Genomic DNA, 25,951 nt, shown 5'->3' with positions numbered 1-25,951 from the left:
CCTCCTCCCTTGCGGTTGAAGGTACAGGGAGGCACGGACCGGGCGGAGAGGTGCGGACTCCCAGCGCGGGGGCGACAGCTCTCGATATTGGGTTCGATGCCTTATGGTGTCGCCTTGTGGGCACACGGCGGTCCGGGAGACGGCCCCGCCGACGAACGCACCGCCGTCCCCGCGCAGACGCCCCGCCCCCGCCGGTACCGCCAGCGAATCAGGAGATCCGCAGTGACCCGTTCCAGCACCGTCCTCATCACCGGCGCCACCGACGGCCTCGGCCTCGGCCTGGCCGAAGACCTGGCGGCCGACGGCGTCGACCTCGTCCTCCACGGGCGCAGCCGGGAGAGACTCGACCGGATCGCGGACCGGATCGGGTCGGGCGGCGCGGCCAGGCCGCGCACGGTGGTCGCGGACATGGCCGACCTCGGCCAGGTCCGCCGCATGGCCGCCGAGATCCGCGCGACGGAGAGCCGCCTCGACGTCCTGGTGAGCAACGCCGGTATCGGGTCCGGGGAGCCGGACGGGCGCGACCGCCGCACCAGCTCCGACGGACACGAGCTGCGCTTCGCCGTCAACTACCTCTCCGGTTTCCTGCTCACGCTCGAACTCCTGCCGCTGCTGCGCGCCTCCGCCCCGGCCCGTGTCGTCAACGTCGCCTCCCTCGGCCAGACCCCGCTCGACTTCGACGACCTGATGCTGGAGCGCGACTACACCGGGACCCGGGCGTACCGCCAGAGCAAGCTCGCCCAGATCATGTCCGGCTTCGCGCTGGCCGCGCGGCTGCCCGCCGACGAGGTCACGGTCAACAGCCTGCACCCCGCGACCTTCATGCCGACCAAGATCGTCCGGGACATGACCGACCACAGCGTCGACACCCTGGAGCAGGGGGTGGCCGCCACCCGCCGGCTCGTCACCGACCCGGAGCTGTCCGGGACCACGGGACTCTTCTTCAACGGCACCGAGGAGATGCGCGCCAACGGCCAGGCGTACGACGAGCAGGCCGTCCAGGACCTGTGGAAGGCGAGCCTGGAGCTGACCGGGGCCGAGAGCCCCTTCTGAGGGGCTGACCGGAACCGTTGCGTGTGGGGAGCGTGAGCCCCTTGCCCCCGATGATCTTGTACTTATAGCCGATCTCGACGCCGAACCTCGCTATAGGTACAAGATCACGGCGGAGGGGGCGGGGAGGAGGGACGGGGGCTGCGCACCCTTTCGGTCGGGCGGTCGCGGGGCCACTGCCCGCGACCGGGCCGGGCGGGGGCGCGCTCCCGCCCGGCCCGGAGCACGTCAGTCGCGGGTGAAGACGTAGGGGCGCAGGCCGGACGGGACGGCGTCCGGGTCCGCGTCGAACTCGGCCCACACACCGGTGCCCAGGTCGCCCCACGGCCCGAGCGGGTGGTGTCCCCACCTCCGCGACAGGTTCTCCACGAGCAGCAGGCCCCGCTGCCCCTCGGCCAGGCCCCACTCGTCGTCGCTGCGCCCGACCGGGATGCGCGGGACGCCGCCACCGCCGCCGGAGTCGCTGACGGAGAGGCGCAGCGTGGCGCGGTCGGGCATGGACAGGGCGCGCAGGACCTCCCCGTGCACGGTGCCGGAGTCGGTGTACTTGAGGGTGTTCGCGAACAGCTCCGACAGGCACAGCTGGAGGGTCCCGACCAGGTCCGGGTCGAACCCGGCGAGGTCGTGGGCGAGGTGCGCCCGGACCAGGGGGAGTTCGCGGAAGTCGCCGGAGTACATGCGGTGCTCCCAGTGGACGAGGGGCCTCATGCCGCCACGTCCTTGCGGGCCTGCTGGTCGAGCCAGACGCGGGTCAGGCGGGCGAAGGCGCGCCAGTCGTCGGGGTCCTCGCAGGCGGCCAGGGGCGCGCGCGGCGCGGGGACCGCGACCGGGGCCGGGACCGGGGCGAAGGGGGCCGTGGCGAGCAGGTCCCCGGGCGGAGGAGCGGCCCTGGCGGTCCAGCGGCGCAGGCGCGCGGCGGCCTCCTCCCGGACACGGTCGAGTGCGCGCTCGTGGGCATCGAAGTAGGGCCGGACGGGGGCGAGCTCGTCGGCGGGGAGCCGCTCGGGCGGAGGCGTCAGGCGGGGCGCGGGGAGGAGCGGATCCGAGGACCCGGCGACCGGGACGGCCTGCGGAGGCGAGACGGCCCCGACCGTCGCGGGGGCGGGAGCGGGGACGGGCGCGTAGCGGCGGACGCGGGTGGAGCGGCGGCGACGGCGCGCGGCGGCAGCGGAGTGGCGTCCGCGCGGGGGTGTGAGGAGGGCCGTGAGCGGGCCGAGGGCACGGCTCAGAAGGGCAGCGCTAAACTGGCGCATGCTGGCAATCCTTGTCTGTAAAAGTGTTGAAGTTGCTGGCCACGGCCCCGGGCGGTTCTATCCGTCGCGGGGCCATTTGTGGGTTGAGTTGTGTGTTCGAGGTCAGATTAGAGGGGGGTGGGGTGGGGGTGGGGGCTTTTCAGGGAAGAAAGGCGGGGGAAGTTGGCGGGGGGAATGTTATCCCAGGTGGGGGCGGGCGACAGAGCATTTCTCGCGAAAGTGGCGAATGGGTCTCTTGGGGTGTTGAACGCACAACGGCCCCCGTTCCCCGGAGGGAGCGGAGGCCGTCGTCGTGCGGGGTCGGCTAGCGGTCGCCCTTGACGGTCGCGAGGAACCCGGACCAGACGGGGCTGCCGAAGCTGAGGTGCCCGAGGTCGCGGTTCTGGGTGTCGCGGACCAGGGTGGCGGCCGGGCCCTCGGCGACCTCCACGCAGTTCTGGTGCGAGCCTCCGCTGTAGCTGCTCTTGTGCCACTGGACGTCACTCATGGCGGGAATCCCTCAATCGTCTCTTCGACCAGCCGCAGCGACCGCGTCGGGGACAACGCCGCTGCCTGCAGGCGGTGGAACCTCAGTTTGAACTCTCCCACGGCGTCGGCGTCGTGCACGAACTGGCCCTTGTGGGCCGACTCCGCGTACACGATCTCCCGGTCGGGGGAGGGGTCGAGCACGGTGAACGGGCCGACCAGCCCGGGATGCAGGGGTTCGTCCGTGATCTGCAAGGTTATCCGCTCGCTTCCGGCGAGAGCGTGGATGTGCTGGAGCTGCTCGCGCATGATCGGCCCGGCATCGACGGGCTCCATCAGAACCGCCCGGCCGATCACCACCATCATCACGGGGGTCTCCGCACTCTGGAAGCGCTCGCCCCGGGCGATGCGGTCACGCACGCTCGCCTCGGTCCTGGCCGGCGGCTCCCACGGCGTGACGGCGCGCATGACCGCCGTCGCGTAGCGCGTCGTCTGGAGCAGCGAGGGCACCAGGAACGGGTGGAACTCCAGGATGGAGGCGGCCTTCTTCTCCAGGTCCTCCATCTGGCCCAGCCACGGGATCTTGCCCGCCCTGGACAGGTCGTCCCACAGCCTCGCCAGCTCGTCACCCGTGCCCAGGGCCTCGTCCAGCGTCGCGAGGACGTCCTCGGTCGGGGAGGTCCGGCCGCACTCCAGGTTGGACACCGCCGAACCCTTCACGCCCAGGGCCCGGCCCAGCGTCTCCTGGGTCAGTCTGGCGGCGTCGCGACGCTCCTTGAGGATCGCGCCCCACCGCTCGCGGACATCCGTGATCGCCTTCGTCATGCCTGATATTTGCACACAAGAAAGGGACAAAACGGTACTACCGTGATTTCCGTTCACCCGATGGAGTTTCGCAAGAACTCCATCCGCGCGAATGGACTTTCGCGGAAACGCCACGGGAGGAGGCGGAGGACACGGCCCCTCGCCAAGCTGACCAAGGACGGCGAAGCCCAGGTCAAAAGGAGTGACGGCGATGAACAGCGGGCACGGGCGCGGCGGGGACCGGTGGCGGGCGGAACTCCCCCGGAGGATCGCGCCCCGCGTTCCGGGCGTCCGCACGGTCAGCTGGGGGCCGCTGCCGGAACAGGTGGCCTCCGCGCGCGCCTGGTGCCGGAACGGGACCAGGCTCAGCCACGACCGCGCCTACCCGCTGATGGCCGTCCTCTCCGAACTCCACACGAACGCCCTGCGACACAGCGCCTCGGGGCGGCCGTGCGGGCGGGTGCGCATGGAGATGTCGGAGAGCCGGGGCGTGTTCCGAGTCGCCGTGACCGACGACGGCGCCCCCGCGGGCGCGCCGCACAGCGTCCCCGAGGTGGGCGGCGGCTTCGGCCTGCGCCTGGTGGAACGGCTGGCCGCCGACTGGGGGTGGACCGGCGAACCCGGACACCCGCTCACCGTGTGGGCGCTCGTCGACCCGCGGGTTCCCCTTCCGGTGGACGAGGTGGAGGGGGCGGGGCCGCAGGGCACTCCGGGGGTAGGCGGACGCGCCGCCGGGGTTTCGGCCCGGCGCGGAGTCGGCTGACCACGGCCCGAGGACACCTGTGGGAGGGGAAGAGGAGACGGAGGGGAGGGCCGTGAGGGCGGCCCTCCCCTTCCGTGCTTGCACGCGACACGGGCCCCCACCATCCCCGTGGCCACTTCCGGCCACACCGTCAACCACGCCTCCGAACAGGGGACCGACCGCCCGAACCGCCTTCGGGGCTGGATATCTTGGGTTCCGATTATCGGCTGAATACGGCTGATACCTCCGGTTGTGCCGGAGCTTCTTCGCAAGTCAGAACAGGGAAGTGGGTGAGCCTGTGTCCGGTGGCACTGGTGTGAACGCGGACGACGCCTATGCGGGCGGCTCTGCCTCGGCGGACGCGGCGGCCCGGCTCAGGGATCTGCCGACCGACTTCGACGAGGCGGTCCAGGCGGCCAAGAGCGCGGTGAGCCCCGCGCCGGGGATCACGGGGTGGGGCTCCTTCGGGGAGGAGCACGCGCAGCACATGGTCGACGTCAAGGAGCACGCGAGGACCCTCGCCGAGAACATCCAGGACGGCGCCTACGAAGCCGCCGTGACGGACCTCGAAGCGGCCGAGGAGTACCACATCCCGATCAACGGAGCCCAGTTCTACTAGAAGCTCCGCGCCCCCGACCTCCGCTCCCCCTGTCCCCGGGGTTCCTCGGCCCCCCGTACCCCACATCCCTCCCGTACCCCCATCTCTTGGAGTCCCCCTTGTCCGCGCTCAGCTACACCGAATGCGAGATCGACCGAGGCGTCGTCGCGTCGGCCAGAAGCACCTTCGAGGAGTTGCACGCCACGATCAGCGGCCGATCCGGCGAGTACAACACCATCACCCAGCCGGTGAAGGGCGAGTTCTCCGACCAGATCGGCCAAGGCCTGAGCGATGCCGCCGAGGCGAACCATTCCGCCTGGAGCAGCTCCATGATGGCGTGCATCCACGCCTACGGCGTGCTCGACAAGATCAGCACGGACGTCCAGTGGTACGAGGACAGGATCGAGGAGATCAAGGGAAACCTCTCGACCGCGCTGGGCAACAACGCTGAGCCGGACAACCTGAACATCGTTCAGCAGATCGTCGACTCCCACAACCTGGAGGCCGAGCGCGCGTGGCGGGACCTGGAGACCCGCTGCGACGAGACCGAGGAAAGGCTGCGCGGCGGCCCGACCCCCGAGAACATCCGTGCCCTGGCCGAGGGCGGGCACCTCGGGGAAGACGGGCTCGTCGGCTTCTACACCACCAACGACCTGAACTACTTCTACGTCGACGAGGACAATGCCGAGGAGATCGCGAGCCACATCCGGGACGCGGTCCTGAGCGGTGACCGCGCAAGCATCGAGAAGCTGGAGGAGAATCCCGAGTTCCTCGCCCTCATCGGGAACGTGGTCGCGCGGGGGCAGACCGCCCAGCAGAACGGCGACCAGCTCATGGACGGCGAGATCGAGTTCCTGGAGACGCTTTTCGGGGACCTCAGCGCCGTCGACAGCGACGACCCCGGTTTCCTCGCCTTCATGGACCAGGTGAACTCCAGCGAGCACATCAGCGACTCGTTGCGCGGCGACATCAGCCGCAACCTGGCGAACTCCATGCTCGTGCTCTCCGACGAGAACATCGGCGGCGGCATGGACCGGCTTCCCCAGGACGTCGTCGACGTCCTGGACGTGCCGGACTTCCCCGATGTGAACACCCTCCACCACGACTCGGAACTCCCCGGCTTCATGGACGCCTACAGCGACTGGGGGAAGCCCTTCACGACGCTGAGCAACTTCCTCGACAGCGCCGGACCCGGGATGCAGGGCGGAACGGAGTTCTCCACCACGCTGATGGGGACCGTGGCCGCCACGCTCGACGTCCCCTACTTCGCCGCCGGCGAGCCCGGGGACGAGCACTTCCAGAACGTCATCGAGGTCGCCTCCCGCAACGACGAGGCGAACTACATCGTCCTGACGGGCGAGGACTTCGAGGGCAACGAGTTCCAGCACCACGAGAGCCACGGGGACCTCACCCCGGAGAAGATCCTGGAGACCTTCTACACCCACAACTGGCCGGACGACGGCGCCGCGGTGAGCGGCATCACCGACTGGATCGGCCAGAGCAGGGGCGTGGACGTCGGCGGGGTCACAGACGAGATCCGGGGGACCGCCCTCGCGAGCCTGATGGCGACGATGGAGGACCCCGCATTCCAGGAAGCCATCTTCGCGACCGGACATAACCTCGAAGAAATCGTCGGCGAGGGGGACTCCGAGGAGGAAGTTCTCTGGATGGACGTATCAGCTGGTTACCTGAACGGAGAACTAGCTGACGGGTTCGGGGATATCTTTATTTCCTATATGGATGAATTCTCGGATTCGGATGGGCTTCCGGGAAATAAGGATGTCTCTCATGGTTGGAATGACGAGCTTGATCGCGTTGAACTCTCGGCGGAGAGTCGATTGGCGTTCACTCAGTTCATCATGGGCGATCCGGATGCGGCTGCGCGGGTGTACGGAGAGGTTTCCATGCACACGGCGGAGCGGATGGAAGACTATGCCAACAGTAGTGGTGAGAGGGATCATACGCCCACGGTGCTCGCCGGGAGCCTGCAGGGGCTCGTCGATAATGCGCTCATGAACGAAAGCGCAATTCGTTCGGACGTCCACAATGATGCTGCTGCTTACCATAACAAGGTGACGGGTGCGGCAGTGGATGTCATTGGCGGCCTGGCTGGGGATGGAAATGTTTCCGGTTTCGTTGTGGAGATGGCAAAGTTTGCCGCCAAGGAGTCCCTGTCGATTCCTGAGAATCCGGAGGGGACCAGGGTTCCCGTTATTGAAGACTGGGCTCATGATGAGAAGCTGATGGGGTTTGCCATCTCCGCTGCGGCAAACGCTGATCCCGATCTCATGGACGAGCTAGTGGAGGCGGGAGCGGTTCAGGAGGACGATGGAGGGAACCGGTACGTTCCTCTAGACCATGCGCAGTGGGAGGGGAAGAATACAGACGGCACATTCCAGACTGTGTTCGACAGCTTGGACGAGCGACCCTGGCTGGACGGTGAGGGGAGTATGGCGAATGCGGTCCACAACTATCTGAGTGCGTTTGACAGGACTGGTGACAAATGGGAGTCGGTTTCTGTGTGGAGACCTGAAAACTGAGTGGATCAAGACATGGCTTGGCTTTATCGACCTGGAAGTTCCGTGCGAATTCGATTCTCTATTTTCTTTCTCCCGGTTTTCCTTGTCGGGTGTTCTTCTCAAGGGCATGAAGTCACGGAATCCGTCGTAGAGCTGGATCACCGGCCGGCCGTGAGCGAGGTCGCGTGGGACTGGACCGCGCCGGACGGCTCACGGTCGGCGGTGTTCCCGGTGCCCGGTGGTGTGGCGGTTCTGCAAGCAGCCGGAGTAGTCGTCCTGTCCGGTGAGACCGGTGAGGAGCTCTGGCAGTACCGGGTCTCCGAGGGGGAGGTTTCGGGAAACGTCTCCGACGACGGCCGCCACGTCGTGCTCCGGTCGGAGGGTGACACCGGGGCGGGCACGGGAGGGACGGAACTGACCGTTCTCGACTCGGGCACCGGCGAGATCGTGCACGAGTTCGACTCCAGCGGCGTCGAGGCTGTCGAACGCGTCGGCTTCGCCCCGCAGATCGGAGAGTCCCTCAGCGGTGTCACGGGCGACATCTGGGCCGTCCAGGACGAGGCCGGTGTGACCGCCCACCAGTGGGAGGACGGCGAAATCCTGTGGTCGTCGGCCACGGCAGATCTGGCGCGGTGCACGGACGTCGGCTCCGTCGACGACCTCGCGGTCCTCGACGACGTCGTGGTCGCCGCCTTCACCTGTTACGAGCAGCCAGAAGGTGAGGACCCGGTCGACATGACGGAGGGGCAGGAGTTCGTCTCAGGTCTGGTGGGGCTCGATCCCACCACCGGTGAGGAGCTGTGGCGGTCCGAGGACCAGCTCGGATTGTTCCCGGCAGACTCACACGGCAGGGTCCTGACGGTTCAGGACAGCGGTTTGATCGTCGTCGAATACCCCTACGCAGAGGTCCACCAGCTGGTCGACCCCTCCACCGGTGACGTGACGGATCTCGGGCGGAACGACGTCCTGTGGTCGAGTTCCGACGGCTCCACACTGGGGGTCTGGCACGCCGAGTCCAGGGACTACCGACACGAGGATCGTTCCGGTGAGGCTCTCACGAGCCTCGTGGAGGAGACCGGGGCCGTGCCCGAGCCCACCGTCAGCGGCGGTGGGTTCCTCGGTCTGGAGGACGGAGTCCTGTACCTGGCGGAGGAGGTCGCAGGAGGGGCGGATGCGCCGGTGCTGGCCTACTTCACCGGCTTCCAGGGTGCTTCCGAGATCACGATCGACCGGGACGCGCAGATGACGGAGGTCCACGACGCCGTGTCCGTACCGGGTGCCGTCGCGGTCTCCTACACCGACGACGAAGGACGGAGCGGTGTCATCGGACTGCGTTAGAGGACGGTCGAGGCGCTTGTGCCCTTGGAGCCAGATCTGCCTCAGCGGCCGTGCTCGCGGGCGTTGTCAGTGAGACCTGAGGTGAAGGCGTGACGCAGGTGCGACTGGTGGACCGGTGGGGATATGCGGCTGCCGGGCTTGCTGTGGTTCTGCTCGGAGCGGGGTGTGCGGCTCAGGGTGAGACGGTGGCGGATGCCGAGGTGGCCGACGACGCGCGAGGCGCGTTCACCATGGCCGAGGTGGGGGCGGTGGAGGAGTTCCTGGCGGACGATCCGCGAGGCCCTGCCACGGAGTTGCTGGCCACCGGCTCCGGTGTGCTCGCCCTGTTCGACGACCAGGTCGTCTCCTTCGGGGTGGACCCGGTGGCGGAGGCCTGGCGGCACGAGATCCCCGAGCCTGTGAGCGACGTTTCCGTGGAGAGCACCGGAGAGACCGTACTGGTGAGGTACGGGGCCGACGTGGGGCCCGTGTCCGGCGAGCAGGTCACTGTGCTGGACGCAGAGCGCGGCCGGGTCCTGGAGTCCTACACCGCCCGGGGCGAGGCGGTCCCGGGTGAGGGCCGATTGCTGGGTGATGTATGGGTGACGGCCGGCCCCGGGGGGACACTGACGGCCAGGCGGACCGCTGACGGCGAGGTCGCGTGGGAGCACAGCCTCACCGGTACGTGCTCCGGCGGGGACGCGGAGGACATCGATGTCGCTGCTGCCGGGATCCAGCTGCTGGTGGCCTATGCCTGCGGGGAGGACGGCACGGCGCACGCCGCGATGCTCGACGGCAGTACCGGGGAACCGTTCTGGGAGCAGACCTGGACGGGAGCCGAGGCGCCCCGGGTGAACGTGGTGCATGAGCACACGGTCCCGGGAGGCCCGGAGGACCCGGTCTTCCGGATGTTCGACGAAGAACTGAGCGGTGAGTTCCTCTTCGTGCACGGGAGCGAGACCAATGGCGTCGAGCCGTTCGTGCCCGAGCCCTGGCGGAGCGCGCCGGGGGTGGGCGAGTACGCGGCCCAACCCCTGGAGGACTTCGAGGCGGCCCCTCGAGAGCTCGTCCTGCACTCGGCCCCGCGGGGAAACATGCACGATCATGTGCTCCTGAGCGCGGTCGGATGGTTGGCCGAGGAGGACGGCGTTCCCTTCTCCGTGGAGGACATCGACGAATCTCTGTTGGTCGACGGCGAGGTCGTGCAGAACAGCCGCCAGTGGACGGTGGGGGCACCCGGTTATGTCTCGGCTCTGCTGGTCGAGGTCGAGGAGGCTTTCTCCTAGCGGTCTCGTGCCCTCGTGCTGTGCCAAAAATGCTCTTCGCGGAGAAAGGATGATCGGTGTCCCGTGGTGTGAATACGGTTTCCTCAGGCAGGAGGCCCTTTTTCGCCTCAGCCGCTGGCCCTGTGCTGATCTCCTTTTCTCTGCTCACCTGCTCCTGCTCCTTCCCCGGTGAAGCGGGCGGCGCGGAGGAGGTCTCAGAACCCTCGGCCGTCGCGTCGGTGAGCGGAATCGGCTGGGAGTGGGAGGCCCCCGAGGGCCGCACGATCGAGAGGGTGGAGCCGGTTCCGACCGGTGCTGCTGTCGTGCTGGACACCGGGATCGTGGTCCTGCACGGACAGAACGGCGAGGAGGTCTGGAGCCGTCTCGCCGCGGAGGGGGAGAGGTTCACGACCACCCGCACCGTGGACGGCTCGGCCTTCCTGGTCGCGCACGGTGCCGAGGACGCCGAGGTGCCGGAGGAGAGCCTGGTGCTCGACGCCGCCACCGGGGCGGAGGAAGGGGAGTTCCAGGTCCTGGAGGAGGCGGCCCCCTGGGGCCTGTGGCGCGTCAGCCGTGATGAGCGGGTGTCCCGCCCCGCCCGCGAGTCGGAGTCGTTCCGCCCGATCTCGGTCGCCGAGGTGGGAAGCGGTGAGCTCCGCTGGGAGCAGGAGGAGCCGCTGGAGTGCGAGGCCGCGCCAGGGCTTCCTGCCCAGCAGGTCGACGCGCTTCTTCACGAGTCGGTGCTCGCGGTCCTGGTCACGTGCAGTCCTGAGCGGTTCGAGGAGTCCATGGAGGTGACGACCGCGGTCGTCGGCCTGGACCTCGCGGACGGCGGAGAGCTCTGGCGAGAGGAGTTCACCCACGAGGCCTCGAGCCCCTTTCCCGCAGCCTCCGTCTCCCTCGACGGAGACATGATCGTCCTCCAGGGTGTCGAGCTTCCCGAGGCGCACGTCCTCAACGCCTCCGACGGGGATGTCGTCGCCAGTACGCCGCAGAACGTGGCGGGGGTGTTCGACGGCAGCGTCCTGGCGTGGGACGCAAGTGCCGGGGGTCGTCGCTATGACCTGCTCGGGATGGACCTGGAGACCGCGGAGTCCGTCGAGCTTTCCGAGCGTTCGGGCGGGTCGCTGCTGAGCGAAGAGGACGTTCTCCCTCTCGGTGACGGCCTGGTGAGCGTGGAGGTTCTGGAGGAGGACGGCGCCGCCTCCGGGCTGGCTCTGGGTTTCACACCGTGGGGTGGTGCTGAGACCGAGGTGCTCGACCCCGGTTTCCCGATCGAGGCCGGCGACTACTTCGACAGGTTCACGGGGCAGGTGGTCGAGGTTCCCGGCGCGGTGGTGCTGGTGGACGGAAGGTCCCCGGAGCCCACGCAGCTGGTCGCCTACCAGTGAGCGCACCCGATCGACCGTGCCGGGGACCGGCACAGGGAACCGGCCCTGCACCTGTGACATGAGAACTCCGAAAGGACACCCCTCCGTGAGATACGGGGCAGCCGTCGCCGTGGCGACCACTTTTCTCCTCACGTCCTGCGGTTCGGGCGACCCGGCCGGGACGGGCGGCGCGGAGGAGATACGGGACCTCGACCGTCCGGGCTCCGTCAGCGGTGTGGCGTGGACGTGGGAGGCGCCCGAGGGCGTCGCCGACCTCGCCGGCGTCCACGCGGTTCCCGGCGGAGTCGCCGCCCTCGTGGACGACGGGGTGATCGGGCTTTCCGGGGAGAACGGCGGAGTCATGTGGGAGCACCGGGTGCCTGGAAGCGAGGTGTTCGGTGCGGTGGCGGGCCAGGGGCGGTACTTCGTGCTCCAGGTCCTGGACCCCGACGACACGGAGGCGCCGCCGAGGATGGTCGTCGTCGACCTCTCCACGGGTGAGTCCGTCCACGACTACGAACTGCGGGACGGGGACAGCTCGTCCGGTCCGGTCAGGGGAGGCCTGGCCGGCGTCACCGGTGAGCACTGGATCACGGTGGAGGGCGACGAGGACCTGGTCGCCCATGAGCTGGGCAGCGACGAGCCCGCATGGTCCGTCCAGGGCGTCGCCGGGTGCGACGACGTCGGCAGCGTCGACCGGACCGCCGCGACGGACGACGTCCTGGTGGCTGCCTTCACGTGCTACGAGCAGCCCGAGGGCGAGGACCCGGTCGAGATGACCGAGGGGCAGGAGTTCGTGTCGGGTTTCGCGGGTTTCGATCCGGCGACGGGGGACGAGCTGTGGCGCAAGGAGGCGCCGGCGGGGATATTCCCCGGAGACGCCCACGAGCGCGACCTCACCGTGCACGAGAGCGGGATCGTCACCGCCTACTACCCCTATGAGCAGGTCGGACAGGTCGTCGACGCCGCCACGGGTGACGTCGAGGCACTGGAAGGGGGGGAAGTCCTCTGGGCCAGTGAGGACGGCTCCCTCGTGGGGGTGTGGGACGGGCGTACGCGCGGATACCGGATCCAGGAGATCGGCGCGGACGTGAGGGAGAGCCTGGGGGACGAGCGGGTCGGTGAGGGAACGGCGATCGTCAACGCGCTCCGGGGTGACGTCGAGACGGTCGGGCTGGAGGGCGGTGTACTCCACATGGGCGACCTCTTCGAAGGCGGGGCGGGGGAGACGGAACTGGCCGCCTTCGAGGGTTTCGAGGAGACCGTTCCGGTCATGTTCTCGTGGGACGCGGAAGCCTCGATGGAGGTGGACCAGACCGTCGTCGTGCCGGGAGCCGTCGCCGTCTCCTACATCGACCACTCCGGGAGCAGCGGGGTCATGGGCCTGCAGTAGGCCTGCCCGGCCCGGAACCGCCGGGCGCGGGGCGTGCACCCCGCACCCCGGCGTCGGGAGGGGCCTACCCCTCGGACCGGAAGAGGTCGAGGAACGCGGCGGCGAAGGCCGCCGCGTGGGCGGCGGCGACGGGCTGCCACCGGGTGTCGGAGTCCTCGTCCTTGCCGCTGAGCAGGTCGGAGACGCCCCGGATCACCAGGGAGTCGGTGCCCGAGGACAGGTAGGCGCTGCGCAGGAAGCCGTAGCCCTCCATCTCCACCGCGACCGCGTCCCCGCAGTGCTCGCGCAGCCGTTCGGCGGTGAGCGCGTCCCGGTCCGCGACGACCTTGTTCCCCGAGGCCACCGGCTTGACGAAGGCCCGGGGCGGCTGCGGGAGGCGGTCCGTCAGCACCCGCTCCGGCCACTCCTGCCGGAACACCACGTCCATGGCCCGCTGCACGGCGGCGTGGGACGGGGCCGCCGTCTTCGCCCTCGAACGGAAGTCCTCCGCGTCCTCCTTGCCCGTCTCGTAGTCGTAGATCGCGTCGGCCACCACCACGTCGCCGAGCCGCACGTCCTTGACGCCGCCGGCCACACCGACGAACAGGACGACCTCCGGCGCGAAGGCCGTGCGCGCCCTCTCCAGCGACACACCCGCGTCCACGTTGCCCGGCCCGACCTGGGCCAGGGCGACCCGGCGCGACCGCCGCTCCCCGCCGAGCGTGCCGATCCGGTAGAGGGTGCCGCTCTCGCCGTGCTCCTCGAACGGGCCGGTCAGGTGCGCCGCCACCGCCGCGTACTCGCTCGCGATGGCGGTGATCACCACCGCGTCCGCGAGCGTGCCGCGCCGGGCGTGCCGACCGGCGGACGGCGCCGCCGACGGTTCGGGGGCGGCGGGTCCCTTGTTGACGGTGGTGCTGCCGGGGCCGAAGTTCATGCCGTCGGCATTCTGCGTCCCGAACACCTGGTTGCCGTGGTTCGTGCCGTCCATGTCCTGCCTCCACACCTTCGTCCGTTGCCATGCCCTGCGCATGCGTCCGGGCCGCCGGGCCGCCGGACGGGCCGCGCGCCCGTGTCGCCGGGACCGCGACCGGGTCCTGCCCGGGGGCGACCGCCAGCGGCCCCGCGCGCCTACTTTCGGCCGGAGCCGTCCCCACCGGACCCGGCCCCGGCCCCCGGGCCGGTGGCGGGCACCGTGCTCCGGCCGCTCCCGCTCCCCGTTCCGGTTCCCTTGTCGACGGTGGTGCTGCCGGGGCCGAAGTTCATGCCGTCGGCGTTCTGCGTGCCGAACACCTGGTTGCCGTAGTTGTTGTTGACGTTGTTGATGATGCGGCGCACCTGTTCGGTGTCGTAGCCCGCCTCCCGCAACACGTCCCGGACGCAGATGAGCACCTTCTCCGGGATGGCGCGGGTGACGCGCTCGACGTCGTGGGCCTGGAACAGCTGCCTCAGGTCGGGTGCGGCGGACCGGTGCCGGACGCCCATCGTGGGGGAGTAGTCGAAGAACTCCCGGTTCGCCCGGGCCCAGGAGTACAGCCTCCTGTTCTCCAGGGCGGCGCTCCGGGACCTGACCGCGGCCACAGCCTCCGCCGGGTTCACCCTGAGGTCCTCCAGGACCCCGGTGAACGCCGCCCACAACAGCTGCGCGACCTCCGCCGGGTCGGAGCCGACCGGAAGGGGGCCCTCGGGGACCTGGTGGGCGGGGGAGACCGGAGGCATGACCAGCGTCTCGCCCTCGATGTTGAGCAGCCCGCCCTGGGTGGTCAGCCGGACGAAGAAGGTCACCACCACCTGGCTCTCCCACATGCTGACGCCGATCTCCACGAAGTGGCGGGCGCGCTCGTGGAAGGCGTCGATGAAGCCGCCCACCCACTCCTCCCGCAGCCGCCACCTCTGCTTGTCGATCAGTACCGGGGCCAACCGGGTGATGTCGTCCTGGCGCCGACCCGGCAGGAACACGCAGTCGGCCACCTCGACCTCGCGGCGTGTGCTCGTCCCCATGCCCTCGGTGCCGGTGAGCTGGGGGACCTCCGTGCGCAGCCGGTCATAGAGGCGTTCGATCAGCGCCGAGCCCGCCACGGCCGGGACGGCGTCCTCCGCCCCCGGACCGTTCCCCGGACCGGCCTCGGCGTCCGCGCCGGCGGGCACGCCCTCCGCGGACGCGTGCGCGGCGCCCGCCCCACCCGCCGCCCGGCTGACCGGGCGGCCGTCGGCAGCAGCCGCGGCACCCCCGGCGCCGTGCTCCGCCGCCTCCGCCCCGCCCCGGTCGGGGAAGAGCTTGAGCGTCACGGGCCAGGAGGCGTAGGGCTCGCCCACGCCGACGAAGGGGGTGCTGTCGTTGTAGAAGGCCACCGGCACGGTGCCCACACCGCTGTCCCTGCGCGGGTGCTCCGCCCGCATGCGGATGGCGTGGAGGGCGGCGTTGGTCCTCCGCCGGACCCAGAACCCGATGCCGACGGCGGCGCCGAGAAGGATCAGCAGCGCCGCCCAGAGGGGGAGGACGTCGCCGAGCCCGCCCGGGTCGGAGATCTGCGTCGGGCCTGAGCCGTACGGGTCCAGCCCCAGGAGGAACGCCGACTCGCTCAGGAGGAGGACCGGCAGGACGACGGTCACCAGGAGGAGCACGGTCACCGCGGTGGCCAGGAGGACCAGGCACCCCCCGCGTCGCCGCGAGGCGTCCTCGCCCTCACGGCGGCGGCGCGCAGCGGCGGCCAGGGCCCCGACCAGGACGAGGGCGGTGAGCGAGGCCAGGACGTTGAAGAGGGAGAGGACGGCGACGGAGCTCAGGAACAGCGCCCCCGCGGCGGCCCGGACGCGGCGGGCCCTCCGGCACTCCTCGGCGACGCGCACCGCGTCCAGGCCCGGCTCCCGTGGCACGGCGCGGTAGGGGTTCTCCACCCGCTCGCGCAGGACGTCGGCACGGAAGGCCGGGTCGTGCCAGGCCGCGGAGCTCAGGCGGGCGGTGGAGTCGTACTCGGGGGCGCCCGCCGCGTGCTCGACGCTCCACACGGCGGGGGCCGCGGCGAAGGGGGCGGCCGGGGCCGCTGTCGGCGGAGGGGGGACGCGGCCGGCGGGCCGACCGCTCCGGGTGTGCTGATCGCTCTGTTCGGTCACGACGAGCTCCTACTGATCGCGGACGCCCCGGGTCTCGGCGTCCGTTCTCGGATGGGGGACTGGCGGCGCGAAGGGCCGGGCGGGGGCTGCGGGTCTCTCCGGGGGCTCCCTACAGGTCGGGTGTCGTGGCGGGGGCGCCGCCGGGGACCCTGGCGGACTCCCACGCGGTGTCGAAGATCCGCAGCGCGAAGTCGTACAGGGCCCCGGACCGGTGGGCGACCACGCAGGGGGAGTGCCGCCCGTGCGCGTCGCCCTGGTACAGCGTGAGGAAGACGAGGTTGTCGGTGGCGATGACACGGTAGAGGTTCGGGAGGTCGTAGAAGCGGATTTCCGTGTTCTTCCGGTCCCGGGTGGCCTCGGACAGGTAGTGGAAGTTGGCCAGCACCTGCTCGGTGAGCAGGCCGCGGCCGAAACCGGGGTCGAGGGAGATGAGCTCCTCCTCCCTCCGCTCCAGCCAGGAACCCCCGCCCCCGGGGGCGCGGCCCGGGGCGGACCCGGCCCGGCTCCCGGCCGGGAGCCCCGCCGGACCCTCCCCCTCCGCCTCCGGGGAGGCGGTGGGGGAGGACCGGTCGGAGCCCGGGTCGGGCAGGAGCACCCGGACGAAGTCCGGCGGCCGTCCTCCGCCGTTCCACAGCGGCGCGAAGCCGTCCCGGGTGAGTTCGTTCCCCCGCCCGACCATGACGCGGAGCCAGCGCGCCCGGCTGATCTCGCCGGACAGCTCGGCCCTCGCGTCGTCCTGGTGCCGGTGGACCCGCAGCACTCCGAGCCCGCTCAGGCGGGCGACCGCTGCCAGGAGCCACCAGCGCAGACGTCGGGACAGCAGGCCCCCGAGCCCGACGGTGACGGCCGTGGCGGCCAGCGAACTGGTGACCCCGAGCATGAATTCCGTCAACGTGGGCTCCTCGTGGGGGTTCCGGACCGGCCCGACTCGGCAGGAGACTTTCTAGTCACCCTGACCATAATGGGTGATCTGTTTCAGGTCAAGGGGACCTTTAGTAGATTGGCCGGATGACGCACAGCGCTCCACCAGCGGTTCCCCGGTTCCCCGTCTCGGTGACGGTCGACCTCGTCATCTTCACGGTCCGGGACGACGCCCTCCACGTGCTCCTCGTCGAGCGGGGCAAGGAGCCCTTCCTCGGCGGCAGCGCCCTTCCCGGCGGCTACGTCCGCCCCGACGAGGGGCTGGACGAGGCCGCGCTGCGCGAACTGCGGGAGGAGACCGGTCTGGACGGCGGACGGCTCCACCTGGAGCAGCTGCGGTCCTACGGAGACCCCGGCCGCGATCCGAGGGGGCGCGTCATCACCGTCGCCTACCTGGCGCTGGGACCGGACCTCCCCGCTCCCGTGGCGGGGACCGACGCCGCCCGCGCCTTCTGGGCACCGGTGGGGGAGGCCCTGCGCGCGGACTTCGGCCTCTCCTTCGACCACGGGGCGATCCTGGCCGACGCGGTCGAGCGGGCCCGCTCCAAGCTGGAGTACACCACGGTGGCCACGAGCTTCTGCCGGGAGCCCTTCACGGTCAGCGACCTGCGGCACGTCTACGAGGTGATCTGGGGGATCGCGCTGGACCCCAGCAACTTCCGCCGCAAGGTCACGAGGACGGCGGGCTTCCTCGAACCCACCGGGGAGCGCCGGACCTCGGAGACCGGCCGCCCGGCCGCCCTGTACCGGTTCGGCGGGGCCGCCGTGATGTCCCCGCCGCTCCTGCGCTCCGGTGACATCGCCGGCCGGGGCGCCGGGGGCGGTTCCGGCCGCGGGTGAGGCGGACGGCGCGTCGTGCGACACCCGCGGCCGGGGGAGCGGCGCCCGGCGCCCCCGGAGCGGGCGGGGCGGGGGCCCGGGTCCCGACGCGCCAGGGTCCGCCCGGGCCCGGGGTGGAACGGGAAACGGACACCGTGGTTGGCTACGGACATGTTCGCTATCACCGCAGCACGCATCTCACCCGAGGACCCGCTCTCCGGCCTGGAGGCGGGTGAACGCCCCGACCCCGAACCCCGCGAGGGGTGGACCGTGGTCGACGTCAGGGCCGCCGCCCTCAACCACCACGACCTGTGGAGCCTGCGGGGCACGGCGCTCAGCGAGAAGCACCTGCCGATGGTCCTGGGCACCGACGCGGCCGGCACCGACGAGGACGGCAACGAGGTCATCGTGCACGGCGTCGTCGGCGACCCCGCGGCGGGCGGCGGCGACGAGACCCTCGACCCGCGCCGGTCGCTGTTCTCGGAGGTCTACGACGGCTGCCTCGCGGAGAAGATCGCCGTCCCGAGGCGCAACCTGGTGCCCAAGCCGCCGGAGCTGAGCTTCGAGGAGGCCGCCTGCCTGCCCACCGCGTGGCTCACCGCCTACAGCATGCTCTTCGGCAAGGCCGACCTCCGGCCCGGTTCCGCGGTGCTCGTGCAGGGCGCGGGCGGCGGGGTGTCGGCGGCCCTCATCCGGCTGGCGTCCCACGTGGGGCACCGCGTCTACACCACCAGCAGGAGCGGGGCCAAGAGGGAGCGGGCGCTCGCCCTGGGCGCCCACGCGGCGCTGCCCACGGGCGAGCGGCTGCCGGAGAGGGTCGACGCCGTCTTCGACTCGGTCGGCAAGGCCACCTGGGGCCACTCCCTGCGCTCCCTCAAGCCGGGCGGCTCGGTCATCACCTGCGGCGCCACCAGCGGCGACGCCCCCTCCGCCGAACTCAACCGCGTGTTCTTCCTCCAGCTGCGGGTCATCGGCTCCACCATGGGGACCCGGGAGGAACTGGACGCCCTGGCGCGGATGTGCGCCCGCACCGGCGTGCGCCCCGAGATCGACCGGGTGCTGCCCCTGGACCGGGCCCGGGAGGGGTTCCGGGCGATGCTCGACGGGGACCACTTCGGCAAGATCGTCTTCACGGTCTGACCCGCGTCCGCCGGCTCCGCCCGGGGCGGCGCGTGCCGTGGCCGTCCCGGGGGCCGCGCCCCCGGAGTCCCGTCCGGCGGGACCCTCCGCCGGACGGACCGCCCGACCGGTCCCGGGTCCCGGCGAGGGGTTGCGGAGTCGAGGACAGAGGATGACCGCCTCTTCCCGTAGCTTCGTCCCGGAGGCGCCGGGCGGGGTCCGGCCGAGGACACGGAGGCACACCATGCTGCGCGGAATGAGCACCATCAGCCTGTGGGCGGACGACGTCACCGAGGCCGTCGACTGGTACACGGAGGTCCTGGGCGTCGAACCGTACTTCGAGCGCCCGGGACAGGGGCTGCCGCCCGCCTACGTCGAGTTCCGGATCGGCGACCACCAGCACGAACTGGGCATCATCGACCGCAGGTACGCCCCGGCCCCCGCGAGGCCGGGCCCGGGCGGAGCGGTGGTGTTCTGGCACGTGGACGACGTGGAGGGAGCCGTCGGGCGCCTGCTCGGACTGGGCGCGACCGAGTACGAGCCGATCACGGAACGGGGCCCGGGTTTCGTCACCGCGTCGGTGGTCGACCCGTTCGGCAACGTGCTGGGGGTCATGTACAACTCCCACTACCTGGAGATGCTCGACGCGCGCCGAACCCCGGGCCCGTGACGGACGGGGCACGGTGCGCCCCGCGGCACCCGCATGCCCCGCGGCTCCCGCGCCCCGGGAGGCGTGGGAGCCGATCCACCGCACGCCCCGCGGCGCCCGCGCGCCCCGGGAACGCCGGAGGGCCGGGACGCCCGCGGCGTCCCGGCCCTCCCGGGGGCGGTCAGGGGGCGGACGGCGCGTCCGCCGCCCCCGTCCCGCCCGCTACTCGTCGTCCTCGTCCTCATCGCGGCGGCGCTTCTTCTTGCCGTCCCTGCCCGGGCGCAGCAGCGCCTCGGCCAGGGCGAGCACCGTCTCCTCCAGGGAGGAGAACCGCTTGGTGATGTCGTCGTGCGAGTTCTCGACCGCCTCGGTGACGGTCTCCTCCAGCTCGTGGCGGTCCGGACGCTGCTTGAGCTCGCGCAGCACCGGGGCCACCGCCGAGGTGACGTGCTCGTCGATCTCGTCCAGCTTGCCGGAGTGGTCCAGCTGCGGACGGTCCACCAGGTCGGTCAGGCGGCGGTGCAGCTCGCTGACCTCCATGGTCTGCGGAAGCTGGTTGAGCCGCTGGTTGAGCGCCTCCAGCCGGTCGTCGATGGCCTCCATACGGCCGTCCACGCCCTCGAAGTGCCCGCTGACGCCCTCGAACTGGCCCTCGACGCCGTTGATCCGGCCGTCCACGCCGTCCAGGCGGCCGTTGACGCCGTCCATCCGGCCGTCGATGCGGTCGATCTTGCCCTCGACGGACTCGAAGCTTCCCTCGAAGTGCCCCTCGAAGGTGTCGAAGCGGTCGGTGAGGCGGCCCAGCTCGTGGTCCACCTTGCCGGTGATCTGCGAGAGGTGGTTGTCGACCTTGCCGGTCAGCGCCTCGCGCTGCCGCTCCAGGCGCTCGTCCAGCGCGCCGCGGTGGGCCTCGACCTGTTCGGTGAGTGCCTCGGCCAGCGTCCGGTGCCGCTCCTCGGACTCCGTGGAGAGCCTGTCGCCGGACTCCCGGACGGACTCGCGCAGCTCCGCGAAGCCCGCGGTGACCCGCTCGGAGTCCTCGGAGATCCGGGCGCCCAGGGCGTCGGTGCGCTCGGCCAGGGCCTCGCGCAGCCGCTCCGACGTGGACTCGGCGTGCTCCCGGGTCTCGGTACGGCCCAGCTCCATCTCCTCGCCGAGCTCGGCCAGGCGCTGGCGCAGGTGGGTGCGCAGCTCGGTGAGCGACGACTCGTGGTTCTCCCGCAGCTTGGCGAGCGACCCCGTGACGTCGGCGACGGCGGCGGTCGCCTCGGCGTGGTTCTCCTCGGCCTGCGTGCTGAGGTAGCCGACGCTCTCCGCGACCTTGGCGGCCAGGGCCTCGTGCTTGCCGGTGAGGGCCTCGTGGCGCTCGCCGGACGCGGTCGCCAGGGCGGTGAGCTCCCCGGCCAGGGCGGTGGTGCGCTCGCCCAGCTCGCCGGTGTTCTCCTGGAGGCGGGCCAGCAGGGCCTCGTGCTGCTGCGCGGTGCGCTCCTCCAGGGCGGTGCGCAGCTCGGCCGTGCGCTCCTCCAGGGCGGCGCGCAGCTCGGCCGTGCGCTCCCCGCCCTCGGTGCGGAGCTCGGCGGCCCGCTCCTCGACGGAGGCCCGGAGGTCGCCGGCGCGCTCCTCCACGAGGGTCCGCAGCTCGCCGGAGGCCTCTTCGACCTTGGCGGTGACGGTCTCGCCCAGGGCGGCGCCCGCGGCGGTGAGGGCCTCGCGGCTCTCGGCGACGACGCCCGCCAGGCTCTCGCGCCCGGCCTCGACGGCGCCGGTGATCTCGGTCCGCCCGGCGGCCAGCGCCTCGGCCAGCTCGGTGCGCCCCTCGGCGAGGGAGTCGGAGAGCTCGGTGCGGCTCTCGGCCAGAGCGGTGACGACGGCCCCGTGCCGCTCGCCGGAGACCTCGGAGAGGGCGGACAGCGACGCCTCGACGGCGTCGGCCTTGGCGGTGAGCGCGGCGAGGGCGGTGTCGAGGGAGTCCAGGCGGGCGCCCACGGTCTCGCTCAGCCCGTTCAGGCGCTCACCGAGCTCGGTGACCTGGTCGGCCGTCCGGTCGCCGGTCTCGGCCATCCGCTGGAGGCGGGTGAGCACGGTGTCCAGGTGTCCGGCGATGCGCTGGGTGTCGGCCCGAAGGGAGGGCATGTCCGACAGCGGCTTGACCTGCTGGCCGACGACCTCGATGTGCTCGGCGAGGGTCTCGGCCCATTCCGGCGGGCGGGCGAGGAAGTCGTCGATGCGCCCGTTGACCGTGGTGACGGACTCGGCGAGGGAGGTGAGCTCGCGCTCGCGCAGTTCGCGGAGCAGCCACTCCATCCCCTCGAGGCGCTGGCGCATCTCCTCGCTGACGGCGCCCTGCGACTTCTGCTCGGAGACGTGCTCCTGGGCGGCCTGGGAGAGCAGGTCACGCATCCGGTCGGAGACACCGGACTGGCCTCCCCCGTTGAGGAAGTTGTGATTGGTCTGTTCCACCGAGGTGCTCCTTTGGTTCTGGCGCTCCCGTACCCGTACGGGGGAGTGGACGGTTCCGGACGGGTCGGGTTCTCGATGGTCCCCGGGCGGGCGGCGCTCCCGCGATGGTTACCGCCCCATCGTGACTGGAGTGTGACTGTCCGTATATATACGGCGCAAGGCCCGAGATCCGACCGCATCGCGGGGCGGGCCGCTCACACGAGTCTTCCGGGTGAATCCATGAGAAGGGAAGGACTGCAGCGGTCGTCAGTTTAACGACCTGGGTCCCTTCGCCCCCAGGGGACGGCGGAAGATCTGGGTGAGAGAGGTAACGATCTGGGGTCCGCGCCCCCGCCGCCGGGCGTGCCGGGGCCCGGGCGCCGACGGGCCGCCGACCGGGGGTCACCCCGGGGAGGGGGTCCCGACCTCGCGGCACAGCAGGCAGAAGGGCCGGTCGCCGATCCTGGTGAGGACCACGGTCACCGACCCGGGGCCCGACGCCCGCAGATCACGGCGCAGCTTCTCCGTGTCCACGGCCGATCCGCGTTTCTTGATCGTTACCGTCCCGGCGTCCAGCGCCCGCACCGCAGACCTCAGGCGCTTCAGGGAGAACGGCAGCATCTCCACCACCTCCAGCACCCGCCACAGCGGCGACATGGCCGCCGTGTCCGCGGTGAAGTAGGCGATCCGCTCGTCCAGCAGCGCGCCGTCCACCCGCGCCGCCGCCTCCGCCACCAGGTGCGACCGCACCACGGCCGGGTCCGGGTCGTACAGGTAGCGCCGGGCCGGGGCCACGGGCGCCGGGCCCGCCCCGGGGTCGGCGTCCAGGTGCGCGGCCGCCCCCTCCCGGGCCAGCAGGCCCTCGCGCTCGTGCAGGACGGTGGCGCGCCGCCGGGCCCCCGTGCCCTCCGCCAGGGCGCCGAACCACAGGGCCGTCTCCTTGAGCTCCCCGTCCACCGAGATCCACTCGGCGGAGGCGTCCTCGGGCAGTGCCTCGTGCGGGATGCCCGGAGCCGCCTTCAGGCAGGCGGCCTCCGCGGCCCCGGCCAGCCCCGTCGCCACGTCCCACGGGGGGGAGTAGGCGGCCGGGTCGAACACCCGGCCGCGCCCGCCGCGCCTGGCCGGGTCGCAGAACAGCAGCGGGTAGCGGCCGACCGCCGACGCGCCGACCTCGCCCTCGCGGACCCGCGCCAGGTCCGACAGCCCGAGGGCCCCGATGTTGGCGCGGGCGACCGCCACCGTCAGCGGGTCGGAGTCCACGCCCTCCACGGGGACGCCGCGCCCGGCCAGCGCCAGCAGGTCCGCGCCGATCCCGCAGCACAGGTCGCCCGCGGAGCCGCCCGCCGGCACCGCACCCGCGACCGCGGCGGTCCGCCCCGCCCGGTACTCGGCCACGACGCGCCGGGTGGACTGCTCCAGGCCGTTCGGGGTGAAGAACATCCGCCCCGCCGCGTCGCCGAACTTGGCCCGGCCGCGCTCGCGGAGGGAGACCTGGGTCAGGAGCGCGTTGACCAGCTCCGAGACGGGTAGATCAGGGTCCAGGGCCGCCACGCGCGGGTCGGACCGCAGCAGGGACGCCGTGCCGAGCTGGTCCCGGACCGCGCTCCCCGGATCGACGCCCTCCAGCACCTCCCGGCCCGCGTCGGAGAGCAGCGCCTCGAAGGCGGGCACGCGCATGGGGTTCACCTCGGACGTCGAAGGGCGGTCTGTGTCGGCGGACCCGGACGCCCCGCGCGTCGTGGGGCCGCCGCGGCGCGGGCAGGATGCCCGGCTCCTCACGGAAGTCCCCGACCGGGGGTCACGGTCGCATTTCCATTCTGGCACTCTCAGGGGTAGAGTGCTAATCGCGACGACGCCGGTCTGGCACCCGCGACGACAGGCCGCCTCTGTCGCCCCTTTTTCGCAGTCGGTCCGCGTGCCAGCGCGGACCGGAGCCAGTACACCGAAACTTTGAAGGGGGAGGTCACACCGTGTCGACCGCCACCAAGACCGTGCTGAAGCCGCTCGAGGACCGCGTCGTGGTCAGGACGCTGGAGGCCGAGCAGACCACCGCTTCCGGTCTGGTCATCCCGGACACCGCCAAGGAGAAGCCCCAGGAGGGCGAGATCCTCGCCGTGGGCCCCGGCCGTTGGGACGACGAGGGCGACAAGCGCATCCCGCTGGACGTGAAGGTCGGCGACGTCGTCCTCTACAGCAAGTACGGCGGCACCGAGGTCAAGTACGACGGCCAGGAGTACCTGGTCCTCTCCGCCCGCGACCTGCTCGCGGTCGTCGAGAAGTAGGTCTCGACGGGGCCCGGTCCACCGGGCTCGGAGCCAGGCATCCCGCACCGGTCGGCATAACGCCGGGCGGGGCGGGATGCTCGTTTTATACGAGCCTCAAGAGGAAGCACCCACATGCCGAAGATCCTGGAGTTCGAGGACGACGCCCGCCGCGCCCTCGAGCGGGGCGTCGACCGCCTCGCCAACGCCGTCAAGGTGACGCTCGGCCCGCGCGGCCGCAACGTCGTCATCGACAAGAAGTTCGGCGCCCCCACCATCACGAACGACGGCGTGACCGTCGCCCGTGAGATCGAGCTGGACGACCCGTACGAGAACCTGGGCGCCCAGCTGGTCAAGGAGGTCGCCACCAAGACCAACGACGCCGCCGGTGACGGCACCACCACCGCGACCGTCCTGGCCCAGGCCCTGGTCCGCGAGGGTCTGCGCAGCGTCACCTCCGGCGCCTCCCCGCTCGCCCTCAAGAGGGGCATCGACGCCGCGGCCGCCCGCGTCTCCGAGATCCTCCTGGAGCGCGCCCGCCCCGTCGAGGAGCGCGAGGACATCGCCTACGTGGCGACCAACTCCGCCCAGGACGCCCAGATCGGCGACCTGATCGCCGAGGCGTTCGACAAGGTCGGCAAGGACGGCGTCATCACGGTGGAGGAGGCCCCCACCTTCGGGATGGACCTCGACTTCACCGAGGGGCTCCAGTTCGACAAGGGCTACGTCTCGCCCTACTTCGTCACCGACGGCGACCGCCAGGAGGCGGTGCTGGAGGACGCCCTCATCCTCATCAACCAGGGGAAGATCAGCAGCCTCAACGAGCTGCTGCCCCTGCTGGAGAAGGTCGTCCAGAGCAAGAAGCCGCTCCTGATCATCGCCGAGGACATCGACGGCGACGCGCTGGGCGCCCTGGTGCTCAACAAGATCCGGGGCACGCTCAACGTCGCCGCCGTCAAGGCGCCCGGCTTCGGCGAGCGCCGCAAGGCCATGCTCCAGGACATCGCCGTCCTCACCGGCGGCCAGGTCATCGCCGAGGAGGTCGGCCTGACCCTGGAGAACGCCGAACTCGACGCGCTGGGCAGCGCCCGCCGCACCGTCATCACGAAGGACGCGACGACCATCGTCGACGGCGCGGGCGAGCAGTCCGAGATCGACGACCGCGTGCGCCAGATCCGCAAGGAGATCGAGGCGAGCGACTCCGACTGGGACCGCGAGAAGCTCCAGGAGCGCCTGGCCAAGCTCGCGGGCGGCGTGTCCGTCCTGCGCGTCGGCGCCGCCACCGAGGTGGAGCTCAAGGAGAAGAAGCACCGCCTGGAGGACGCCATCTCGGCGACCCGCGCGGCCATCGAGGAGGGCATCGTCGCCGGCGGCGGGGCCTCCCTGGTGCACGCGGCGTCCGCCCTGGACGACCTCGGGCTGACCGGCGACGAGGCCACCGGTGTGGCGATCGTGCGCCGCGCCCTGGTCGAGCCCGCCCGGTGGATCGCGGAGAACGCGGGCGCCGAGGGCTACGTCGTGACCCACCGGATCTCCGAGCTGGAGGTCGGTCACGGTTACAACGCCGCCAAGGGCACCTACGGCGACCTGACCGCCCAGGGCATCCTCGACCCGGTCAAGGTCTCCCGCTCCGCCGTCCAGAACGCCGCGTCCATCGCGGGCATGCTCCTGACCACCGAGGTCCTGGTGGCGGACAAGCCCGAGGAGGAGGCGGACGACCACGGCCACGGCCACGGTCACTGACCCCACGCCCCGGACCCGGTGACGGGTCGGGTGTGAATCCGGCCCGGGGGCGGGACACGTCGGTGTCCCGCCCCCGCGCACTACCACGTGAGCCCCTCTTTTCCCTCTGGAGTGTGTGGCGTTTTCGGACG

22 protein-coding genes are annotated in these 25,951 nt (G+C 71.3%); 13 read left to right on the top strand and 9 right to left on the bottom strand.

The annotated features are described in order from the left end of the window. Positions 1-222: 222 nt before the first annotated feature. Entirely contained in the window at positions 223-1,053 is an 831-nt protein-coding gene (locus ACFQBR_RS19325; RefSeq protein WP_344180058.1) for an SDR family NAD(P)-dependent oxidoreductase, read from the top strand. Positions 1,054-1,278: 225 nt separating this feature from the next. Here ACFQBR_RS19325 and ACFQBR_RS19320 read toward each other — a convergent pair whose 3' ends face one another. The 4 genes from ACFQBR_RS19320 to ACFQBR_RS19305 form a co-directional block, all read right to left on the bottom strand. Next, positions 1,279-1,758 carry an ATP-binding protein gene (locus ACFQBR_RS19320; protein WP_344180061.1) on the bottom strand — a complete coding sequence of 160 codons (480 nt, stop codon included), beginning with the start codon at positions 1,756-1,758 and terminating at the stop codon, positions 1,279-1,281. Then, positions 1,755-2,303 (bottom strand): hypothetical protein, encoded by a 549-nt coding sequence (locus ACFQBR_RS19315; protein ID WP_344180063.1) that lies wholly within the window; start codon positions 2,301-2,303, stop codon positions 1,755-1,757. Before ACFQBR_RS19315 ends, ACFQBR_RS19320 begins: the two co-directional genes overlap by 4 nt. Before the next feature lie 304 nt (positions 2,304-2,607). Next, positions 2,608-2,790, bottom strand: coding sequence for a DUF397 domain-containing protein (locus ACFQBR_RS19310; protein ID WP_267948070.1), 183 nt, complete (start codon positions 2,788-2,790; stop codon positions 2,608-2,610). After that, a complete protein-coding gene (locus ACFQBR_RS19305) occupies positions 2,787-3,593 on the bottom strand; it encodes a helix-turn-helix domain-containing protein (RefSeq protein ID WP_344180066.1) in 807 nt (268 codons plus the stop codon). Before ACFQBR_RS19305 ends, ACFQBR_RS19310 begins: the two co-directional genes overlap by 4 nt. Before the next feature lie 190 nt (positions 3,594-3,783). On the opposite strand from ACFQBR_RS19305, the gene ACFQBR_RS19300 reads away from it, so the two are divergent. The 7 genes from ACFQBR_RS19300 (at position 3,784) to ACFQBR_RS19270 (ending at position 12,776) form a co-directional block, all read left to right on the top strand. Then, positions 3,784-4,335 carry an ATP-binding protein gene (locus ACFQBR_RS19300; RefSeq protein WP_344180068.1) on the top strand — a complete coding sequence of 184 codons (552 nt, stop codon included), beginning with the start codon at positions 3,784-3,786 and terminating at the stop codon, positions 4,333-4,335. Between the two features lie 295 nt (positions 4,336-4,630). Beyond that, a complete protein-coding gene (locus ACFQBR_RS19295) occupies positions 4,631-4,933 on the top strand; it encodes a hypothetical protein (protein WP_352984205.1) in 303 nt (100 codons plus the stop codon). Positions 4,934-5,031: 98 nt separating this feature from the next. Continuing rightward, the gene (locus ACFQBR_RS19290) at positions 5,032-7,452 is read left to right on the top strand and encodes a TPR repeat domain-containing protein (RefSeq protein ID WP_344180072.1); all 2,421 of its coding nucleotides are present in this window, start codon (positions 5,032-5,034) and stop codon (positions 7,450-7,452) included. Positions 7,453-7,602: 150 nt separating this feature from the next. After that, positions 7,603-8,769 carry an outer membrane protein assembly factor BamB family protein gene (locus ACFQBR_RS19285; RefSeq protein WP_344180074.1) on the top strand — a complete coding sequence of 389 codons (1,167 nt, stop codon included), beginning with the start codon at positions 7,603-7,605 and terminating at the stop codon, positions 8,767-8,769. A gap of 185 nt (positions 8,770-8,954) precedes the next feature. Further along, a complete protein-coding gene (locus tag ACFQBR_RS19280) occupies positions 8,955-10,034 on the top strand; it encodes an outer membrane protein assembly factor BamB family protein (protein WP_344180076.1) in 1,080 nt (359 codons plus the stop codon). Positions 10,035-10,156: 122 nt separating this feature from the next. Continuing rightward, entirely contained in the window at positions 10,157-11,404 is a 1,248-nt protein-coding gene (locus ACFQBR_RS19275) for a PQQ-binding-like beta-propeller repeat protein (RefSeq protein ID WP_344180078.1), read from the top strand. 85 nt (positions 11,405-11,489) lie between these two features. Further along, positions 11,490-12,776: a PQQ-binding-like beta-propeller repeat protein gene (locus tag ACFQBR_RS19270; protein ID WP_344180080.1), complete on the top strand. Its 1,287-nt coding sequence runs from the start codon at positions 11,490-11,492 to the stop codon at positions 12,774-12,776. 64 nt (positions 12,777-12,840) lie between these two features. Here the strand turns inward: ACFQBR_RS19270 and ACFQBR_RS19265 are convergent, their stop codons facing one another. The 3 genes from ACFQBR_RS19265 to ACFQBR_RS19255 all read right to left on the bottom strand — a co-directional run bounded on the left by ACFQBR_RS19265 (position 12,841) and on the right by ACFQBR_RS19255 (position 16,761). Continuing rightward, positions 12,841-13,746, bottom strand: coding sequence for a 5'-methylthioadenosine/S-adenosylhomocysteine nucleosidase family protein (locus ACFQBR_RS19265; RefSeq protein WP_344180081.1), 906 nt, complete (start codon positions 13,744-13,746; stop codon positions 12,841-12,843). Positions 13,747-13,886: 140 nt separating this feature from the next. Continuing rightward, the gene (locus tag ACFQBR_RS19260) at positions 13,887-15,869 is read right to left on the bottom strand and encodes a hypothetical protein (protein ID WP_344180083.1); all 1,983 of its coding nucleotides are present in this window, start codon (positions 15,867-15,869) and stop codon (positions 13,887-13,889) included. Positions 15,870-15,978: 109 nt separating this feature from the next. Further along, entirely contained in the window at positions 15,979-16,761 is a 783-nt protein-coding gene (locus tag ACFQBR_RS19255) for a hypothetical protein (RefSeq protein WP_267948081.1), read from the bottom strand. Positions 16,762-16,877: 116 nt separating this feature from the next. On the opposite strand from ACFQBR_RS19255, the gene ACFQBR_RS19250 reads away from it, so the two are divergent. From ACFQBR_RS19250 to ACFQBR_RS19240, 3 genes are all read left to right on the top strand, one after another. Next, on the top strand, positions 16,878-17,630 hold the full coding sequence (locus ACFQBR_RS19250) for an NUDIX hydrolase (RefSeq protein WP_344180084.1): 753 nt from the start codon (positions 16,878-16,880) through the stop codon (positions 17,628-17,630). Positions 17,631-17,780: 150 nt separating this feature from the next. Then, a complete protein-coding gene (locus ACFQBR_RS19245; protein WP_344180086.1) occupies positions 17,781-18,749 on the top strand; it encodes a zinc-binding dehydrogenase in 969 nt (322 codons plus the stop codon). Between the two features lie 235 nt (positions 18,750-18,984). After that, positions 18,985-19,398, top strand: a complete 414-nt coding sequence (locus ACFQBR_RS19240) for a VOC family protein (RefSeq protein WP_465264166.1) — start codon at positions 18,985-18,987, stop codon at positions 19,396-19,398. 201 nt (positions 19,399-19,599) lie between these two features. On the opposite strand, the gene ACFQBR_RS19235 is transcribed toward ACFQBR_RS19240, so the two are convergent. Continuing rightward, complete coding sequence (locus ACFQBR_RS19235; RefSeq protein WP_344180090.1) at positions 19,600-21,837, bottom strand: coiled-coil domain-containing protein; 2,238 nt, start codon at positions 21,835-21,837, stop codon at positions 19,600-19,602. Between the two features lie 381 nt (positions 21,838-22,218). Continuing rightward, positions 22,219-23,493 (bottom strand): class I SAM-dependent methyltransferase, encoded by a 1,275-nt coding sequence (locus tag ACFQBR_RS19230; RefSeq protein ID WP_344180092.1) that lies wholly within the window; start codon positions 23,491-23,493, stop codon positions 22,219-22,221. Positions 23,494-23,786: 293 nt separating this feature from the next. Between ACFQBR_RS19230 and groES the strand changes: the two genes are divergently transcribed. Together groES and groL are read left to right on the top strand one after the other, a co-directional pair. Continuing rightward, entirely contained in the window at positions 23,787-24,098 is a 312-nt protein-coding gene (groES, locus tag ACFQBR_RS19225; protein ID WP_267948087.1) for a co-chaperone GroES, read from the top strand. Positions 24,099-24,212: 114 nt separating this feature from the next. Then, the gene (gene groL / locus ACFQBR_RS19220; RefSeq protein WP_267948088.1) at positions 24,213-25,820 is read left to right on the top strand and encodes a chaperonin GroEL; all 1,608 of its coding nucleotides are present in this window, start codon (positions 24,213-24,215) and stop codon (positions 25,818-25,820) included. Positions 25,821-25,951: the final 131 nt, after the last annotated feature.

It is taken from the genome of Nocardiopsis tropica, assembly GCF_042660575.1.
In the GTDB taxonomy this organism is placed as follows: Bacteria; Actinomycetota; Actinomycetes; order Streptosporangiales; family Streptosporangiaceae; genus Nocardiopsis; species Nocardiopsis tropica.
The sequence above is the reverse complement of the archived record's forward strand: the minus strand, read 5'-3'. Positions and strand labels throughout refer to the sequence as shown.

Bases quoted from the DNA above. Each gene is read 5' to 3' on its own strand.
- ACFQBR_RS19320 (WP_344180061.1), bottom strand. From the start codon at position 1,758: ATGAGGCCCCTCGTCCACTGGGAGCACCGCATGTACTCCGGCGACTTC.
- ACFQBR_RS19315 (WP_344180063.1), bottom strand. From the start codon at position 2,303: ATGCGCCAGTTTAGCGCTGCCCTTCTGAGCCGTGCCCTCGGCCCGCTC.
- ACFQBR_RS19310 (WP_267948070.1), bottom strand. From the start codon at position 2,790: ATGAGTGACGTCCAGTGGCACAAGAGCAGCTACAGCGGAGGCTCGCAC.
- ACFQBR_RS19305 (WP_344180066.1), bottom strand. From the start codon at position 3,593: ATGACGAAGGCGATCACGGATGTCCGCGAGCGGTGGGGCGCGATCCTC.
- ACFQBR_RS19300 (WP_344180068.1), top strand. From the start codon at position 3,784: ATGAACAGCGGGCACGGGCGCGGCGGGGACCGGTGGCGGGCGGAACTC.
- ACFQBR_RS19265 (WP_344180081.1), bottom strand. From the start codon at position 13,746: ATGGACGGCACGAACCACGGCAACCAGGTGTTCGGGACGCAGAATGCC.
- ACFQBR_RS19250 (WP_344180084.1), top strand. From the start codon at position 16,878: ATGACGCACAGCGCTCCACCAGCGGTTCCCCGGTTCCCCGTCTCGGTG.
- ACFQBR_RS19245 (WP_344180086.1), top strand. From the start codon at position 17,781: ATGTTCGCTATCACCGCAGCACGCATCTCACCCGAGGACCCGCTCTCC.
- ACFQBR_RS19240 (WP_465264166.1), top strand. From the start codon at position 18,985: ATGAGCACCATCAGCCTGTGGGCGGACGACGTCACCGAGGCCGTCGAC.
- ACFQBR_RS19230 (WP_344180092.1), bottom strand. From the start codon at position 23,493: ATGCGCGTGCCCGCCTTCGAGGCGCTGCTCTCCGACGCGGGCCGGGAG.
- groL (WP_267948088.1), top strand. From the start codon at position 24,213: ATGCCGAAGATCCTGGAGTTCGAGGACGACGCCCGCCGCGCCCTCGAG.